Source organism: Allotamlana fucoidanivorans (assembly GCF_045788535.1).
Lineage (GTDB): Bacteria > Bacteroidota > Bacteroidia > Flavobacteriales > Flavobacteriaceae > Allotamlana > Allotamlana fucoidanivorans.
Genome location: NZ_CP074074.1, coordinates 1,273,096 through 1,291,222, shown reverse-complemented (window position 1 = coordinate 1,291,222; position 18,127 = coordinate 1,273,096). Strand labels below are relative to the sequence as shown.

Below are 18,127 nucleotides of genomic sequence, written 5' to 3'. Positions count from 1 at the left end.
TGTGTTTAAAAAGAAAACTATTGCCAACAATGGTAGCCGTTGAACAAGCCCTTAATTTTTAAAAACGAGATACAAATAAGCCCTTTTAAGGGCTTTTATTTTAGGTGTAAATGCTTGGCCCCTAAAATTATGAGGCTTTAAAGGATGTAAAATGTATGGTAGTATAGCTTTAAAAGCAAAACGAACATTAGACAGGCTTGCCGCCCCACTTTTACTGTGTTCTTCTATAAATTTCAGGTACTTTTTAAGATTGTAAGTAATCGCGGATAGCTGCATACACTTATTAGCTTGCTTTATACCTATGGTATTGACTTTTCTAAGTCCCAAAACTGCGTGAGTGTTCCAAAAACAGGTTCTACTGCACTTTGGCGCTTGGCTTTTACAGGAGCACTATCGATGGCTTGGGTATGGCCACTAACCATACCTGCCGATACACACAGCTCAAAAACTTTGGTGAACACATCTTCAAAAACAGACTCAGGGAATAGCACGCGTGTACGAATGATGGCCGAGTGCCAAGGCAGTTCTTCATCAATATCATAACCTAAAAATACAGAATATCCAAACGCATGCGGCAATGCTCTATAAGTTTACGGTCATTGGTAATATTCTCTAAATACCCTACCAGACACAACTTAAAGAACACCACGGGATCAATGCTCTTTTGGCCACTGCTGCCATAATAGCTTTTGGTTTCTTTATACAGAAAGTCTAATGGTAAAACGCCCTTTAAACGACGGTATAAATTGTGTTCTAGAACACGAACACTTAACTGAAAATTGTTGAATAATTTCTCTTGATAATTCTGTTTGCCTTGCATTCCTAAAAATAAGAACTTTCAGGCAAATCTTAAAATTTTGAAGTATATTTGAGTATTATGCAACAGGCACACCGTATATAATTTATTGCTAGTTTTGGTTTACTTACGAAAATCCTCGCGGATTTTCTATTCGGTTTGTATTTGCTAAATTTAGTGCTCAAACCACGCAACTAATCTTATACAAACACGTTAGGCGTAAAATTGACCCGTCCTGAATAAAGGCTACATAATTTCAAACATTATGTACAAAAATGACAAAGTAATCAGACGGTATTCAGAACCTTTTAAACTGAAAATTTTAGACGAACTTACAACAGGAAAACTAAACAAATATCAACTAGGGAAAGCCTACGGTATTGCACCAACTACCATTAATGAATGGATAAGAAAGTACAACCGTAAAGACCTTATGAACACTAGAATAACTGTGAAAACCAAAGACGAAATAACACGCATTAAAGAACTTCAAAAAGAGATTGAACAACTAAAAAAATTGTTGTTAAAGAAAGATCTAGATGCAATGATTCAAGATTCATACCTGGAAGTTGCTGCCGAAGATCTTGGCTATAAATCTGTTGCAGAACTAAAAAAAAAGCTAAATATAGAGCGCTAAGTAAAACCAAAGACAAAGCTAAAGGATTTGCGTCTTTAACCACTATTTGTATGGCTTTCGGGCTTAAACGTGATGCGTACTACAAGTATAAATATAGAGCTGACAAACGTTTAAAACTTGAACAACAGATCATTCAAATTGTGAACCAAAAGCGCAGGTCCTTGCCTAGAGAAGGCGTACGTAAACTCAAAATATCTTTAAAAAATGAGTTTGATAAAGCAAACCTTAAAGTAGGCAGAGACACGCTTTTCAACATTCTTAGAAAACACAATATGCTTATAACCAGAAAGAAACCCAGCTACAGAACTACCAATTCTTTTCATAGGTTTTACAAACATAAAAACATCATAAAAGATGTACTTGTTAATAGACCTAATCAGGTTTGGGTATCGGATATTACATACATCAGAACTGTAAAAGGATTTTGCTACTTGGCCCTTATAACTGACATGTATTCTAGAAAAATCATAGGTTACGACCTTAGTGATAGCCTTGAACTTAGCGGTTGTACCAGAGCTCTTAAAAAAGCATTATATCAAGCTAAAAACACAGAAAACCTAATACATCACTCGGATAGAGGCATACAATATTGTAGCAATATATACACACAAATTTTAAAGAGAAACAACATCAAAATTAGTATGACAGAAGAAAATCATTGCTACGAAAACGCTATTGCTGAACGTGTAAACGGCATCCTAAAAGACGAGTTTTATCTTGACCAGACCTTTGATAGCATACAACACGCCAAAAGAGCAACAAAAAGTGCAATCAATCTATACAACCAAATTAGATTACATGTATCTTTAGACTATAAAACACCAAATATGGTATATTTAAAAACAGCGTAAATCAATTTTTAACCTGTAGCCATATTTCAGGACTAGACAAATAATCAACCACTAACCATAATGAGCGTATCAAATTTATTCAATCGCCCTAAACAAAATTTTAAAGTAATTGATGGAATTCGCGCAATTGCGATTCTTTGGGTAATTATATTTCATTCATGGCTTTTTCAACTCAACTTATTTTTAGAAACTAGTCAAGAAGTTGTAAAAAATAAGTTTTTAATCTGGATTTCAAGAGGAGATTTGGGAGTAGATTTATTCTTTGTGATTAGTGGTTTCCTAATTGGATCTATACTGTTTAAAGAATATAAAAAGAATTCTAAACTAAATTTTAAAAAGTTTTATATAAGACGTTTCTTCAGGCTTATACCAGTTTACATTTTTGCTATGGTTATTGGCGTATATTTCCTAAAAGGGACTGTCCTTGATACGTGGCACTTATCTTGGGCGAATTTATTGTATATAAATAATTACATTACAGGTTCATATATGCCATGGACTTGGTCTTTAGCTATTGAGGAACAATTCTATATAATTATTCCATTTTTGATTGCCTTTATTTTTCCTCTATTCAAAAGAAAAACATTGTTTTTTATAATTCTAGCTATAATACCGATTGTATTAAAATATCATAATTCCGTTATTGTTCATGATTTTAAAATTCCTTTCGAAGGTGCATTTATCGATGATGCACATCTTACTTGGTTCTGGGATTATTATGTTTATACTCATTTGCGATATGGAGGATTACTATCTGGTGTAATTGCATCCTATCTTTATGTGTTTAAGAGTGATAATGTTATTAATTATTTTAATGAATACGTAAAGTTTAATAATGTACTAATCGTTATTTCATTTGTGCTTCTCATTTTAATATCAAGTATTACTTTAGGACAATGGACAATTACAGAAAATTCTATTTTTGAAAACTTCCCTCCAGTAGTTGGAAGTTGGTATGAAATATTACATCGAGAAATATTTTGTTATATAATAGCTTATTTGATTCTTACATCTCTATTTTTTAAAGGTTTTGCCATTAAACCTTTAAAATCATTTTTATCTCTTAAAATATTTTATCCAATTGCTCAAGTTTCATATTCAGCTTATTTATTTCATGAGATGTTTATGTTTTGGTACTTCCCAAAAGCTGCATCATATTTTAAAGAAATGGCAATGTCAGAATCTACTATAATAGTTATAAATGGATTTGTTTCGATGATTGTAATTTTGCTTGTGGCGGCTCTCATGTATTTAATCATTGAACAACCTTTTCAAAGATTAAGAAATAAACTTACAGTAAATACATAACAATGTAATTCTACGCCTAATTATTATCGTAAAAACGTAAAAAAACGAAGTACAGCAATTTGTATATAAACTGAAAGATATTCACAAATTTACCCATTATAAAACAAATAGAATTGAACGGAATAACCTCAACTTAAGGACACATTTAAAACGATTAAGCAGGAAAACAATTTGTTATACAAAATCTTTAAAATATTTAGAAGCAACCTTAAAACTCTACTTTTGGGGAGACCAATTAGATTTTAAATATTAAGATGATTCAACATACCCCAGAATAACAATCTAAATAAAGACTTCATAATGACATCGCCAGACGAGAAAAAGAGAGGTCAAATCAGTATACGCTGAATCTTTTGTTTGGGAGCCAAAGTTTTGAATGTCAATCATAATCAACCGTTTCCATTTAACCACAAATCTTCAAACAATTTAATCGTTTGGTTCGAGAATAAGTCAATGTGGTGTACTTGATTAAACCACAATTAGTTAATTTACCGTGTTTTACAGTTTTTTATTTTGTTTTTTTGCCGAATTTTTTCCGAAAAACATATCGTTATTCTTAATTAATTTTCGAAACAAAAAACCGCAACAATTTAATGCTACGGTTTGTTTAACTACGCCTTTGATGACCAATAAGCATCATTGTTAGGATTTAATTGATTTGCATGATTGTCAAGTTCTTCCTGACTGTACTCATAATTTTTGTCTAATGCCATCGATTATTGAAGCGTGATTAAGCTCATCGGAAATAACTGCATCTTTAGCAGAAAGTAAAGGCTCAAAAAGACGCCATTGGCATCGAAGGCCGCCGCATATAAGATACAATCTTCCATTCCAAGAAATTTGGCAGTTCTCCTCTCGAACTCTTTGTGAATATCTTGTGTTCCACAAATAAAATGAACTGAAGACAAGCCGAATCTATGGGACTTAATGCTTTTCAATCCCAGCTTCCAATACTGTAGGATGGGCCGCTAATCCCATATAATTATTAGCAAAAAAATTTAAAACTTCCCCTGTGAGTTGGTGTTAATTAAAGCCCCTTGTTTGGATGTAATTATTCTCTCATTTTTATAAAGTCCATTGGACTTCATTGTTTCAATATCATTAATCAAAGCATTCTTTATTTCTCCGTACATATCCTTTCTCATTTAGTTGTTAATAATTGCTTTTTTAGATTCGCTATCATATCTTTTGTCATCCTGTTCAAGTCGAATTCAGGCTGCCAATCCCAATCCTGCACGGCTTTACTGTCATCAATACTTACAGGCCACGTATTGGCAATTTCCTGTCTGAAGTCAGGTTTGTAATTAACCTGAAAATATGGATAGCTTTTTCTTATGGACATAACTAAATCTTTTGGACTAAAACTCATACCAGCCAAATTATACGAAGTCCTAATTGAAATTTGTTGAGAGGGAGCTTCCATAAGTTCAATCGTGGCCCTAACAGCATCATCAATATATATCATGGGTAACATAGTGAATGGCTCCAAAAAGCATTCAAAATTTTCATTTCTTACCGCTTTATGATAAATTTCAACAGCATAATCGGTAGTGCCACCTCCTGGAAGCGATTGGTGACCAATTATACCAGGATAACGCAATGACCGAACATCAATACCATATTTTTGAAAGTAATAATTAGCCAAGTTTTCTCCTGCTACTTTTGTCACTCCATACATGGTAGAAGGACTTAAATTTGAATTTTGAGGCGTGTTAATCCTTAAAATATTATTTCCAAAAACAGCAATAGAACTAGGGAAAAATACTTTTTTCACATTATTGAGTCGAGAAACCTCCAAGACATTGGTTAAAGTTTTAATATTTATATCCCAAGTTTTAATTGGATCTTTCTCTCCTTTAGCCGAGAGAATGGCTGCAAGATGATAGATTTGAGATACTTTATAATCAACCACCATTTGTTTCAGGGCTATCAAATCGGTCACATCCAAGAACTCGAAATGGCCTTCCAAGCTAGAATGGAAATTTATGTCTGTAGCGATAATATTTTTAATTCCATACTTAAATTGAAGAGCCTTGGTTAAAACGAACCCCAATTGTCCACTTGCTCCTGTAATTAGTATTTTTTTTCTTTTCATAGCATCGAAAATCAAGAAGTGTAAATTTACATATAAATTAACTATTAAGGGTTTTTTGCCTTTTAATCAAAATTAAATAAGTTAATTAAACTTTTATTTTTATATTATGAAGAAATATTTACTTTTATAAAACGTATTTGTTTTGTTTTATAGTAAATTTATCTTCAAATGGAAACTTTAGATTCAGTTGACATGGACATACTTAGAATTCTCCAAAAGGATTCCAAGAAAACCACAAAAGAAATAGCCAAGGAATTGCACCTAACGACTTCACCAGTTTACGAGCGCATTAGAAGATTAGAAAATAAGGGATACATAAAAAAGTATGTTGCGATACTTGATAAGAAGCTTTTGCGAAAACCTATTACGGCCATCTGCATGGTTTCATTAAGGTATCACAATGAGGGATTTATAGATAAATTCGATAGACAAATTAAAGAGCTCAAGGAAGTCCAAGAATGCTACCACATGGCAGGAAAGGTAGATTTTTTCCTAAAAATTAATTTAGAAAGTCTCGATGCGTATCATGAATTTGTACGTTCTAAATTATCAAAGATTGAAAATATAGGTGTGCTTGAAAGTTATTTTGTTCTCAAGGAAATTTTTCAAACTACAGAGTTTGATTTTTAATTTTAAGTTCTACTCTTACCACATTATTTAATTATTACTCTACCAATTTTTTATTAAATAGTTTTAATCTTATTAACTATTTTGACATTTAAATTTGTTATTAGTTTGATGTTTAATCTATCTTATCATAATCCTAATATTTGATTTCTTCGTTAATTTCTTCAAACTTAAATAAGGGTATTTTAAACTCTGCACGTATTAAATAAAAATATCAAACTAAAATCATCTCAACTTTTATTAAAACCTCTAACAATAAGATTATGAAAAAATCAACCTTTTTTATCTACACATTATTCTGCATAAGCTTATTTACATTGTCATGTACTGAAAGTGATGACGTCGATAATGCTGAAGTTTCTGAACTACCATGGCAGGCAAACACACGTTTGGCAGTTATGCCACAAGAAGACCAGGAAACTTTTATATGGTATACAGATTTGTTAACTAATGAAGAATACTGGGGTAATCAAACGGTAGTTTTAGATTTATCAATTATATCGCCCCTGCCAGCTAGTAGTTTTAGTGCTATAGACTTTTATGTTGTGGCAGAGGAGGAAGACGGATATAATTATAATGCGCCATTTGATACTTCAGGAAAAAAAATAACAACAAAGCAGGTGCCAGAATCGGGAGAATTAACTTTGGAGTTAGACGCAAATGATGTCTATGCTTTATTTCAAAATGACTTTGAGAACAATCGAACAGAACAATTGGCTCGTGAAGGTGATATTTTCCTAATATATTGGGTTATTAAATTAGATGATGGAAGCGTATTTGATAGTAGAGAATCATTCAAGGAAGGAAGTCGATATGGCATGAAAGTAAGAGTAGAAGATTATGCGCCACCAGTATGGGAGGGCACATTTAATTTTGAATGGATTGAAGTTAGTGGCGGTGCTCAAAGTTGGGGTGGTGTTTTCGTTGGGAAAACAGGAAATGTAAACATTACTCACTTAGGTAATCAGGTTTACAGTATGGACAATTTGTTATGGGACTATAAGTATGGAACAGCTGGGAAAATATATTTTGATTTCTTGACAGGTGAAACCTATGTTGAAGGCAATGCATCAGAACATTGGACTATCTCTAATATAGATGGAGACTCCATGGACATTGAGTTTTGGTATACTTATTCCGATGCCTATGACGAAACTGGTACGATAAGATTTACACGGACTGATGGTGCTAATTGGCCTGAAAATATATTTTCCAGAGAGAGATAAATTTCATTAAATAAGTTAAAAAAACTCCTAAAACTCTATGTTTAGGAGTTTTTTATTTAAACTTTTTCGTCGGGCAAATCCTAGTATCAATACAATCAAAATAGATTATTGGTTTAGACGCTACAATTCTATTTGAAGGCTTGTCATGGTCAAATATTACTACAAATTAAATATTCTAATTATGTGTCAATTCAATTGTAAAAAACATTTTAAATATTATTTTATTCTATTACTCCTATTAACCAATTGCGTTCTGTTAGAAGCACAAGATACTATTAAAACTATTACTCCAGAAGACTATGGTAAATGGGAAAGATTAAGCAGGCCTATCATATCTAATGATGGCAAATGGCTAACCTATGGGATTGTCACTAACGAAAAAGACAAAACGACTTTTCTTTATAACATTTCACAAAAAAAACAGCGTCAATTTAATAATTCATCCAATGCTGAATTTAGTGAGAATAATAATTGGTTTTATTATACTCATGTTCCACCAGGAAAAGAGCTGAAAAAGAAAAAGAAAAATAAAGAGGAAAATAAGACGCCCAATAAGGCTACACTAATTAACCTTCTAACGAAAGACTCAATATTACTAGAAGATTACGAAAGCTTCAAATTTAGTAGTTCAGGTAACTATCTTGCAGTAAAAAGGGTTAAGGACAAAATTCATACGTTAATTCTAAAAGATATAATTTCCAAAAAGAATATTACCTTGGGAAATGTAAAGGAATTCTCATGGCACCCTGAAAAAGATTTATTGGCATTAAATATAGAAACAGTAGATAAAAAAGGGAATAGCCTTCAATTATTCAATACAATTAACAATACTTTACAGGTTTTAGATCAAAATGAAGTGGATTATTCCAATTTAAAATGGTTTGAAGAAAATAATAGTTTATTGGTTTTAAGAAAGGCGGAGAATGAAGACTATGAGGACCACACTATAGATTTTTTGATTTGGAATAATCTAGATCAAAAGAATACCCGATTCCACATTTTTAATCAAAACAATTTTTCAAATTTTCCTTCAGACGCAAGAATACTTGAACAAAACATTCAACTAACGGATAATGGAAATAAACTTTATTTTGAAATATTTAATAGGAACAAGAAAATAACACAAGAGAAACTTAAAGAAAGTGATTCTACAGTAATTGATACTTCCAATTACGAAGCTCCTGCCCTTGAGATATGGAATAGTAAGGATGTCGTTATCATACCCGCCCAGAAGAAAAGCAAAATGAAGGATATTGAAATCCCAAAAAAAGCTGTTTGGCATATTGATGAGAATACTTTCATCCAATTAAATGATTCTATTTTAGAAAGCATAAATATTCAAGAGAACAATAAGATTATTCTAGGGCTAGATGATACGCCATACGATTTTGACGCCATGTTTGGTAGACCCTCCCACGATGTCTATATAGTGAATACTGATAATGGTAATAAAACTAAAGTTTTGGAAAACATTTCAAAGACTTGGGATGTAAGTCCAAACAATCAATTTTTTGTTTATCTAAATGAAGACCAACTTCATTTATTTGATATAAAGCCTAAGACCAGCAAGAATTTAACCCATAACATCAATGCTAATTTTATAGATTTTAACGACGATCATCCCTTACCTCAAAAAAATGCTTTTGGTTTTGCGGGATGGAGCAAGGATAGTAAGTCATTTTTTATTTATTCAGAATTTGATGTTTGGCAATTTTTTGTAAACGATTTAGAAGCAAGAAAACTAACAGACGGAAATTCAAAAAACATTATTTATAGAATACAAAGTCTAGAAAGGGATGAGGATTATATAAACACAAAAGAGCCATTATATTATAGTTTGTTTGGAAAAGACTCTAAACAAACTGGATATGCCTCTGGTTACATTGGGAAACCAGTAAATACTTTAATATTAGAAGATGCCTCTATTAGCAGATTGAGCAGAGCAAAAAACGAAGACAAACTAATATTTGTTAAGCAATCATTCGAACAATCACCAAACCTTTTTTTAGCTGGCAAACAATTGAATAACCCATTGCAAATCAGTAATACCAACAAATTTCAAAAAGACTATGCATGGGGAAAGGCTGAATTAATTTCTTTTAAAAATGCTCTGGGCCATGAAGCTCAAGGAATACTCTATTATCCGGCTAATTATGTTAAAGGCAAGAAATATCCCATGATTACTTACATTTATGAGAAACTATCTAGAGGTTTGCATAGATATTCTATGCCATCCAAAACAGATTACTACAATACTACTATTTGGACACAGAATGGATATTTTGTACTTCACCCCGATATCGATTTTATAACAGGACAGCCTGGGACTTCATCCACCACAACCTTAGAAAACGCAGTGCAATCAGTTATAAATTTAGGTTATGTAGACTCCAACAAAGTAGGCTTAATAGGGCATTCGTGGGGTGGTTATCAAGCTGGCTTTGTGCCTACACAAACCAATATTTTTGCAGCAAGCGTAGCAGGAGCAGGTCTAACGAATTTAATTAGTATGAATCTTGCTATTACGCCTGCCTTTGGCGGAAGACCAGAGAATGATCATTTTGAGGTAGGTCAGGAACGCATGGGTACACCTCCTCATATTTCTCCCAATAATTACATAGAAAATTCATCAGTAATGCAAATAGATAAGCTGGAAACTCCTATATTGTTTGAAGTTGGTGATAATGATGAGAATGTAAATTGGGCTCAAGGAATAGAATATTATAACGCGGCTAGGAGGGCTAATAGAGAATTTATACTATTGGTATATGCCAACGAAGGTCATGGATTAAGGGAAGATAAAAATGCTACCGATTATCAACAGCGTATCTTGCAATGGTTTGGACATTTCTTAAAAGGTGATAAAGCAGAAGATTGGATTATTGAAAGCATCCCTTATACTGAACAGCAAAGAAGATTAAAAAATAACAAACTTTAGTTTAGTAAGTGCACTGGAATAATCACCCACTGGAAAAAAGTATTATTATGAAAACAAAATTATACTAAAGAAGTACAAATCTGATATTATTAATTTTTATAATTTCAGTAATGAGTCATTCTTCTTTCAAGAAGAATGATCAAATATTACCAGAATTAAAAGACTTTAAAATAATCGTTCAAAAAACTGATTACGGAATTAAATTGGAAAGTGTTAAAGGATGCGCATAGATGGATTTGGAATTTAAGTATTTAGAACCTCCAACCACAGGTAATCGAAGAATACGGAATGACAGAATCGGATAAGGGCTCAGCGGCAAAGGATTCTAATCTTGCGGATTTTCTGATTATATTAACCAAGACAAAAAGTGGAATTATCCTTAATGGAATCGAAGGAACAAGATGGACTGATTTGACTTTCTCGATCAATAAAACTAGAAGACAGGCAATTGACCAATTTGGAATGTCAAAATTGAACTAAAAAACTAATGATAAGGTGTATATAAACCTTTAGCTGTTACGGCTAAATATTCACTATTAATAAGTTGATTTATTTAATTTAGCACTTTTAAAAATCAAATTTTTGGCTTTAGGAATAAGGTTTATTAACATTAGAAAAACATTAGAATTTTTAACTTTTTCTCTTATGATTGAGAAGGCTTTTCCCATTTGAACCTCTACAGTTTTTACCGAAATACTTAATGTCTCAGCAATATCGACATATTTAATGCCTTCCATTTTACTCATTTTAAAGATTTCTTTACATCTGGGGGGCAAACTTTCTATAGCCAACATCATTTGTTCGATCCTGGCTTCTTTTACATCTTCGTTATCAGTGCTTAATTCCAACGATTTTTTATAAGCCAGAGTATCCAACATTTTAAACTCTGTTTTGCTCTTTCTGTGAATATCAACAAATGCATTATAAGAAATCTTGTATAATAAACCGATTACTGATTTTCCAGCCTTTAGACTTTTTCTGCCATCCCATAATTTAATGAAACTATCTTGAAGTATATCTAATGTGGTATCATGATCATGGGTATAACTGTTTATGTAATTAAATAGTTTATCATAAAACAAATCATAAAATTCTTTAAAGGCATCCTTATCGCCTTCCTTTAATCTTTGCTCTATGTTTTTTATGATTTCCTTATTTAATTCCATAATTAAAAATCAGATATTGCCGTAAATCTAAAAAAAAGTATTTTTAGATAAGGGTATTAATTAAAATCTCCGTATTAAATATAAGAATAAGAAAATGACAAAGTCTACAATAGAAATATTAATTGCTAAATATTGCGCGCGAGAGCTCAATGCCTCTGAAGCCCATCAACTTCAGCAATGGATTGAAGAAAGCAAAAGTAATCGCAATATATTTAAGGAATATTTACATATAAATCAAACTGTAGAGCAATCTAAAAAAATCAATCTGATTGAAAAAGAATTGCTTTGGAGGAAGATTCGAGCCAAAACAACCAAACGCAAATTGAGTAATCCGAGATGGCAATTTGCTGCTGCGGCCATTTTGTTGCTTTTAATTGGCCTCCCAGTAATAATAAATAATTCTAGTCTCTTCAATTCTCCAGCTAATAATAATGATCGCATAAGAAACTCTATTGAAATTGGCACCGATAAAGCCAAGCTTACCTTAGAAGATGGAACAGAAGTTGTTCTTAATAAAGGTGAAAGTTTAAATGGTATTAATTTTGCGAGTACGGGAGAAGAATTGACTTATAAAAAAGATGCCGAAAACTCCTCTTCTAAAACGGAATTTAATTATTTGACCATTCCACGCGGTGGGCAATTTGTGCTAAATCTTAGTGATGGTACGAAGGTGTGGTTAAATTCTGAATCTCAATTAAAATACCCTACATCGTTTGCCAATAATGCTCCACGCCAAGTAGAACTTTTGTACGGGGAAGCCTATTTTGACGTCTCACCAAGCAGTGATAATAATGGGTTAAGTTTTAAAGTATTAAACCCATTGCAAAGCATTGAAGTTATAGGAACTGAATTTAACGTTCGTGCATACAAGGATGAGAATGAGGTTTATACAACTTTGGTTGAGGGTAAGGTTTTAGTGGAAAATGAAAACCATAAAGCTATATTAAACCCTAATGACCAGTCTATTATACATCTGGATTCAAACGAGAAAGCTATTAACGTAATTGAGGTAGATATTAATTCGGAAATCGCCTGGATGAAAGGTTTCTTTTCCTTCAAACATAAATCGCTTAAAGACATATCGAAAACCCTTATGAGATGGTATGATGTAGCTATTACATTTGAGAATAAAGATCTCGAAACAGTAAAGTTTAAGGGAAACCTAAGCAAATATCAGGATATAGAAGAAATCCTAAGATTGATAAAAAGCACCAACTATATAAATGATTATATAATTAAAGAAAACTCAATTATAATTAAGTAAAGGGAAAAAGATAGACCGTCCAAAGTGTTTCTTACTTCCCTTTATTCTAAACAGTTATTATTTAAATATTAACCATCTAATACTATGCAAATTTATGAAAATTAACTCAACTAACGTTTTTTCTAGACTAAGAAAAAACTTCCTAAAGATCATGATGAGAACACTAATATTTCTAAGTTGTACTACCTTTTTTGGTCTCTCGTTCAACGATGTAGTCTCACAAAATTTAAAAATTAGAATTAATGAAGCAAAGCAAGCTACTGTAGATGAAGTATTCGATCTTATAATGGCACAGACCGATTACACGTTTATCTATCAAGTTGACATGTTTAAAGATGCTCCTAAGGTTCAATTATACAAAGGTGTTGTAAGAGTAAACAATTTACTCGCGCAGAGTCTAACGCTAGGTGATTATAATTTTGATGTAACGAATACAAATACTATTGTTATAAGGAAAAACACCTCTTCAATAAATACGCAGCAATTCTCTGTTAGTGGTACAATCGTAGACAGATATGGTATTCCTCTGCCAGGTTTAAGCGTTTATATTACAGATGACCTTACTACTGAAAATGTTAATATTATTAGAGGCACCACGACTGATTTTGATGGTAAATATACCTTGACAGTGAATCCAGGTCAATTCATTGTGGTTTCTGGAATCGGTTATGAAACTACTCAAACTTTGGTTCTTGAGAATAAAACTAGTTACGATTTTATATTAAAAGAAAGTATTAATGAACTAGATGAAGTAGTGGTAAGCACAGGTTACCAAAAGATTCCCAAAGAGCGTGCAACAGGTTTATTTAATACTATCCCAACGAGAGAATTAAACAATACCGTTACGCAAACAATGGGTTCTATTTTGCAAGGAATAGCACCCGGTATTCAAGTTGTGGAAGATGCTGATGGGAATATTGATATCTCTGATGTTGTAATAAGGGGAGTAGGAACCATATCATCTGATAGCGCTCCTTTAGTGGTAGTGGATGGATTTCCCATAGATGGTGGGTTTGATACCATTAACCCAAATGACATTGCAAGCATTACGATTTTAAAAGATGCGGCATCTGCCTCTATTTGGGGAGCAAGAGCGGGCAATGGTGTAATAGTTATTGTAACGAAAAAAGGCCAGCGAAAAGGTCTGAATGTAGAGGTAAGTTCTTTTATAAAAATGAGATCTAAAATAAATTTAGACAGAAATGTAACTAGGGCTAACTCAGCGACAACCTTAGCATTGGAAAGTACTATTTGGGGTGATCCAGATGGACAGGGAGCTAACAATTTCTTTATAGCCAATTATCCAGCACCTTCTACACTATTTGATCGTGCCAATGTAAATAGAAGTGGTAATACTAGCTATAGTTTAGGTGCCAGGGCATATTTTGATGCCCATTTTGGTAATATAACCCAAGCTGAGTTAGCAAGAAGAATAGACTATCTTTCAGGTATTAATAGCTTTGATGATGCAGAACGCTATTTGCTAACCAATCCTATAAACAAACAATATAATATTGCTTTATCATCTAAAGGCGAAAATAGCCATACTAGACTTTCTGCTGTTTATAATGACAATACTAATGCCTTTATTGGGGATGAAAACAATCAGTTATTGATTAATCTAAATGCAGATTATGAATTCAATAACTGGTTAAGTGGAACAGTAGTTGGTATGGTGGACAACTCATTTGCTCAGAATAGAGGATTGTCATTAGGGGATATACAGAATATGTCACCTTACGAAAACCTTATTAATGCTGATGGATCTTATTCCTCTATGAGACATGGCACCTACGATGCCAAATACATGGAATTTTTTGCAAATACCATTACTAATTTGCCTTATGACAACCTAAATTATAATCTATTAAGGGATGCAAGAAATAATAATTTTAGGTCGAAAGAGAATAATTATAGAATTACTGGAAGTCTAAATATAAAACTTTTAGATGGCTTAGAGCTTATCCCTAGTGTTACATATCAACAATTCCAAACAAATACAAATAGCTATTGGGGCACAGAAAGTTCATTCGTCAAATATTTAGTTATGAATAGTACAGGACAACCTAATTACGATCCTACAAATGCCATGGTAGGAGAGCCAGAAATTCCTGTAGGCGACATATTTAGGGGCGGGCAAAGTGAATCTTCTGCGCTTACGTATCGTACAACTTTGAATTATAATAAGGTTTTTGGCTTGCATGCTGTAACTGCATTCGCAGGATATGAAAGAGAGAAAAGGACTATTGAAGCAAGTGCTGAACCATATACCTATGGCTTTGATCCTGAGACTTACAGTTACACCGTTCCTTTAAATAGACAAGGCTCTACACCCTTATGGCCTGGATTTGGCGATACTGGTATTATTACAGACGGACGTTTCTTCAATATTAGTCAAAGACGATTTGTGTCCTATTTTGGCAATTTAGCATATACATTTGATAGAAGATATACGCTGTCAGGAAGTGCTCGATCAGATGGAGCCAATTACATTGTTGAAGATAAAACACAACGCTATAACCCTATGTGGTCTGTTGGATTTAGTTGGAATGCCAAAAATGAAAGTTTCTTAAGAGATGTTGACGCCATTAGATCTCTTAAATTTAGAGTAACTAATGGTGAAAATGGGAACATCGTCAACTCAGCATCAACTACAGCTACAATTGGATTAAGTGCTACTCCAAATCCATTCACCAATGTCTTTACCGCGTCTTTAAATTCTCTTGGAAATCCTGATTTAAGATGGGAAAGAGTTCATACTTTCAATGTCGGTGCTGACTTTAACTTGTTTGATAGCGCATTATACGGCAGTATTGATTATTACAACAAAGAAAGTAAAGATTTAATCGCCACCATAGATTTACCAGCTACCTTGGGTGTGTCCTCAGGAACTTTCAATGTTGGAGAGATGATCAACAAAGGAATCGAACTAAATTTATCTTCTAATATTAAAATAGCGAAAGATTTAAATCTAATTACTAATGTTGTTTATAGCCACAATGATAGTGAGGTTACAAGTCTAAAGGATCTTTTAATATTTCCAAGAAGCATTACAGATTTCAATTATATTGAAGGGAATCCATATCAGCCCATTTATGCATTTGAATATGGTGGTTTACAAACTATTGATTCACAGCCTGAGCCTTATCCAACAATAATAGGACAGAATGGCAAAATATACGGTATGGACGAAAATATTGGAGTTAATGGTGAAGATGGTCGTGAGGTTCTTAAATATATGGGAACTAGGGTTGCTCCTACTGTTTTAGGATGGAATAACACAATTACATTTAAGAACTTTACTTTGAACACCCGTATAGTAGGTAAATTTGGTCATAAATTTAGAAGACCAACATATGATTATAGTGGATTCTTACAAGATGGTAATCATCACGAAGATTTAGAGCTTATTCTAGCAGGCAGACATGACGAACTGGGTCTTCCACCATATGTACAAAAATTTGAGCAGTGGCAATACAGATGGGGTTGGTACGTCCCTTATTTGGATAGCTTGGTAGAAGATGCTGGCCACATAAGATTAAGACAAATATTCTTGGGCTACGACCTACCGTCACAGGTCGTTGAAAAGTTAGGTATAACTAACTTTAGATTGTTTGCCTCAGCTGAAAATTTAGGAAATATTTGGACTGCCAACGACTTTAACATTGACCCTGAATATATAAATGGTTTGGTAAGATCACCTGAAAAAACATTCTCTTTTGGTCTAAACGTACAATTTTAAAAAAAATAGATTATGAAAAATATATATTTAGTTATCCTCATATTGTTCTTAGCTAATTGCGCCTCCAACGACGATTTTCTAGACCAAGAACCTGAAATTAACAGTAATATTGAAATTACAAGAATTGATGAATTAGATAAATTATTTAATGGCATGGGAATGCCAGCTATTCCAAATCAAGTGGGCCTATGGTGTACAGACAATAGTAGTATGCCTCAAAGTATCTTGGATGAAAGTACTACTTTTAGTCAGACACAAATAGATCAATATTTGTTTAATACTAAAATCAATAGAGATAGTGATCGAACTTGGGGTCCATTTTTCTTTTACATTTTAAGAGCCAATTTAGTACTTGATTATATTAATTCTGGCGAACTCATAGAAAGTGACGAACCTGGATTAAAGGAATTGCTTATAGCAGAAAGTCATTTCTACAGAGCCTATTACCTCTTTGAGTTAGCTGTAATTTATAATCTTTATCCTAGCGAAGCAAATGCCAATGAATTGGGAATGGTGTTAAGAAAGACATCATCTTTAACTGAAAATCAATCTAGAGCTACACTTCGACAGACTTTTGATTTTATTCTATCGGAACTCGAGATGGCCTTGAAATACCCCTCAGACGAAAAGCGTTCTGTTTACCGAATTAATAAGGCCACAGTTAATGCAGTAGCTTCTCGTATACATCTCTATTTAGGCAATTATGATAAAGCACTTGAACATGCTAACAATGCGCTTGCAGGGCATAGCGCAATGATAGACTATGCAACGGAGGTATATGAACTTGACTATACATTTTGGTATGGAGATTTTGTTTATCCAAATACCGCGGAACAAGTGCCATTCTCAGGTACTTCAATTGCCGATTTTTATGTAGATAAATATTTTTATATAAACTATACTAATGGTAATTGGAATACAAGCCCTAGCCAAGAATTGCTAGATTTATATGATGATAATGACATTAGAAACCTGTTTTTTATAGAAGGCTGGTTTACTAGGTATGGAGCTACAACTAATCCATGGGTTCATTACATGAATTCATATGTGGGTTACAATCCTGCTGGACCTGGAGTGCCAGAAATGTATTTAACTAGAGCAGAATGTAAGGCAAGAAACAATGATATTTCAGGTGCTATGGCAGATGTGGAAATAGTAAGATCTCATAGGTTTCACCTAGATAATTACACCGCATTAGCAATTCCTTCGGATGCAAAAGGTGCTGTTGAGACCATTATTGAAGAGCGCAGAAGGGAAGATCCTTATGAGTATCGTTTTATGGACATTAAACGTTTAAATAACGATCCGCTAACAGATCCTATCATTTTATCTAGATCAGCTAATGGGGAAACGGTTACCATACAACCCGATGATAGGAGATATGCTCGACCAATCGGTGATGAGATTGTTATATTAAGCGGAGGAGCTACACAACAAAACCAATATTAATTTATTAGAATCATAGCAAATCAAATAT

The 18,127-nt window shown here is 33.1% G+C and carries 13 protein-coding genes and 2 pseudogenes; 10 read left to right on the top strand and 5 right to left on the bottom strand.

Annotated elements, in window-relative coordinates; genetic code table 11:
• Positions 1–299 precede the first annotated feature (299 nt).
• Entirely contained in the window at positions 300–578 is a 279-nt protein-coding gene (locus KFZ70_RS06010; RefSeq protein ID WP_233244113.1) for a hypothetical protein, read from the bottom strand.
• Entirely contained in the window at positions 545–820 is a 276-nt protein-coding gene (locus KFZ70_RS06005; protein WP_233244114.1) for a transposase, read from the bottom strand. Before KFZ70_RS06005 ends, KFZ70_RS06010 begins: the two co-directional genes overlap by 34 nt.
• 241 nt (positions 821–1,061) lie before the next feature.
• Here KFZ70_RS06005 and KFZ70_RS06000 point away from each other — a divergent pair, with 241 nt between their 5' ends.
• The 4 genes and pseudogenes from KFZ70_RS06000 to KFZ70_RS05985 form a co-directional block, all read left to right on the top strand.
• On the top strand, positions 1,062–1,433 hold the full coding sequence (locus tag KFZ70_RS06000) for a transposase (protein ID WP_099570149.1): 372 nt from the start codon (positions 1,062–1,064) through the stop codon (positions 1,431–1,433).
• A 50-nt stretch (positions 1,434–1,483) separates the two neighbouring features.
• Entirely contained in the window at positions 1,484–2,284 is an 801-nt protein-coding gene (locus KFZ70_RS05995) for an IS3 family transposase (RefSeq protein WP_407515701.1), read from the top strand.
• Positions 2,285–2,344: 60 nt separating this feature from the next.
• The gene (locus KFZ70_RS05990) at positions 2,345–3,592 is read left to right on the top strand and encodes an acyltransferase (RefSeq protein ID WP_139694413.1); all 1,248 of its coding nucleotides are present in this window, start codon (positions 2,345–2,347) and stop codon (positions 3,590–3,592) included.
• Between the two features lie 103 nt (positions 3,593–3,695).
• Positions 3,696–3,845: pseudogene (locus KFZ70_RS05985) on the top strand (IS1 family transposase); the annotation flags it as partial.
• Positions 3,846–4,294: 449 nt separating this feature from the next.
• Here the strand turns inward: KFZ70_RS05985 and KFZ70_RS05980 are convergent.
• Both KFZ70_RS05980 and KFZ70_RS05975 read right to left on the bottom strand, forming a co-directional pair.
• Positions 4,295–4,725: pseudogene (locus tag KFZ70_RS05980) on the bottom strand (aminotransferase class I/II-fold pyridoxal phosphate-dependent enzyme); the annotation flags it as partial.
• Between the two features lie 8 nt (positions 4,726–4,733).
• Positions 4,734–5,687 (bottom strand): NAD-dependent epimerase/dehydratase family protein, encoded by a 954-nt coding sequence (locus tag KFZ70_RS05975; RefSeq protein WP_139694414.1) that lies wholly within the window; start codon positions 5,685–5,687, stop codon positions 4,734–4,736.
• A 168-nt stretch (positions 5,688–5,855) separates the two neighbouring features.
• Between KFZ70_RS05975 and KFZ70_RS05970 the strand changes: the two genes are divergently transcribed.
• The 3 genes from KFZ70_RS05970 to KFZ70_RS05960 all read left to right on the top strand — a co-directional run bounded on the left by KFZ70_RS05970 (position 5,856) and on the right by KFZ70_RS05960 (position 10,478).
• A complete protein-coding gene (locus tag KFZ70_RS05970; protein ID WP_139694415.1) occupies positions 5,856–6,317 on the top strand; it encodes an Lrp/AsnC family transcriptional regulator in 462 nt (153 codons plus the stop codon).
• Between the two features lie 260 nt (positions 6,318–6,577).
• Positions 6,578–7,540 carry a hypothetical protein gene (locus KFZ70_RS05965; RefSeq protein ID WP_139694416.1) on the top strand — a complete coding sequence of 321 codons (963 nt, stop codon included), beginning with the start codon at positions 6,578–6,580 and terminating at the stop codon, positions 7,538–7,540.
• A 181-nt stretch (positions 7,541–7,721) separates the two neighbouring features.
• Entirely contained in the window at positions 7,722–10,478 is a 2,757-nt protein-coding gene (locus tag KFZ70_RS05960; RefSeq protein WP_158293149.1) for a S9 family peptidase, read from the top strand.
• A 536-nt stretch (positions 10,479–11,014) separates the two neighbouring features.
• On the opposite strand, the gene KFZ70_RS05955 is transcribed toward KFZ70_RS05960, so the two are convergent.
• The gene (locus tag KFZ70_RS05955; protein ID WP_139694418.1) at positions 11,015–11,644 is read right to left on the bottom strand and encodes an RNA polymerase sigma factor; all 630 of its coding nucleotides are present in this window, start codon (positions 11,642–11,644) and stop codon (positions 11,015–11,017) included.
• A 94-nt stretch (positions 11,645–11,738) separates the two neighbouring features.
• On the opposite strand from KFZ70_RS05955, the gene KFZ70_RS05950 reads away from it, so the two are divergent.
• From KFZ70_RS05950 to KFZ70_RS05940, 3 genes are all read left to right on the top strand, one after another.
• On the top strand, positions 11,739–12,908 hold the full coding sequence (locus tag KFZ70_RS05950) for a FecR family protein (RefSeq protein ID WP_139694419.1): 1,170 nt from the start codon (positions 11,739–11,741) through the stop codon (positions 12,906–12,908).
• A 151-nt stretch (positions 12,909–13,059) separates the two neighbouring features.
• Positions 13,060–16,650, top strand: a complete 3,591-nt coding sequence (locus KFZ70_RS05945) for a SusC/RagA family TonB-linked outer membrane protein (protein ID WP_158293150.1) — start codon at positions 13,060–13,062, stop codon at positions 16,648–16,650.
• Between the two features lie 12 nt (positions 16,651–16,662).
• Positions 16,663–18,099 carry a RagB/SusD family nutrient uptake outer membrane protein gene (locus tag KFZ70_RS05940; RefSeq protein WP_139694421.1) on the top strand — a complete coding sequence of 479 codons (1,437 nt, stop codon included), beginning with the start codon at positions 16,663–16,665 and terminating at the stop codon, positions 18,097–18,099.
• Positions 18,100–18,127 lie beyond the last annotated feature (28 nt).

What these genes read in the sequence shown, in the direction of transcription:
- KFZ70_RS05940 (WP_139694421.1), top strand. Translation starts at nt 16,663, where the DNA reads ATGAAAAATATATATTTAGTTATCCTCATATTGTTCTTAGCTAATTGC.
- KFZ70_RS05965 (WP_139694416.1), top strand. Translation starts at nt 6,578, where the DNA reads ATGAAAAAATCAACCTTTTTTATCTACACATTATTCTGCATAAGCTTA.
- KFZ70_RS05975 (WP_139694414.1), bottom strand. Translation starts at nt 5,687, where the DNA reads ATGAAAAGAAAAAAAATACTAATTACAGGAGCAAGTGGACAATTGGGG.
- KFZ70_RS05995 (WP_407515701.1), top strand. Translation starts at nt 1,484, where the DNA reads ATGGCTTTCGGGCTTAAACGTGATGCGTACTACAAGTATAAATATAGA.
- KFZ70_RS05990 (WP_139694413.1), top strand. Translation starts at nt 2,345, where the DNA reads ATGAGCGTATCAAATTTATTCAATCGCCCTAAACAAAATTTTAAAGTA.
- KFZ70_RS05960 (WP_158293149.1), top strand. Translation starts at nt 7,722, where the DNA reads ATGTGTCAATTCAATTGTAAAAAACATTTTAAATATTATTTTATTCTA.
- KFZ70_RS06005 (WP_233244114.1), bottom strand. Translation starts at nt 820, where the DNA reads ATGCAAGGCAAACAGAATTATCAAGAGAAATTATTCAACAATTTTCAG.
- KFZ70_RS05955 (WP_139694418.1), bottom strand. Translation starts at nt 11,644, where the DNA reads ATGGAATTAAATAAGGAAATCATAAAAAACATAGAGCAAAGATTAAAG.
- KFZ70_RS05970 (WP_139694415.1), top strand. Translation starts at nt 5,856, where the DNA reads ATGGAAACTTTAGATTCAGTTGACATGGACATACTTAGAATTCTCCAA.
- KFZ70_RS06000 (WP_099570149.1), top strand. Translation starts at nt 1,062, where the DNA reads ATGTACAAAAATGACAAAGTAATCAGACGGTATTCAGAACCTTTTAAA.
- KFZ70_RS05950 (WP_139694419.1), top strand. Translation starts at nt 11,739, where the DNA reads ATGACAAAGTCTACAATAGAAATATTAATTGCTAAATATTGCGCGCGA.
- KFZ70_RS05945 (WP_158293150.1), top strand. Translation starts at nt 13,060, where the DNA reads ATGATGAGAACACTAATATTTCTAAGTTGTACTACCTTTTTTGGTCTC.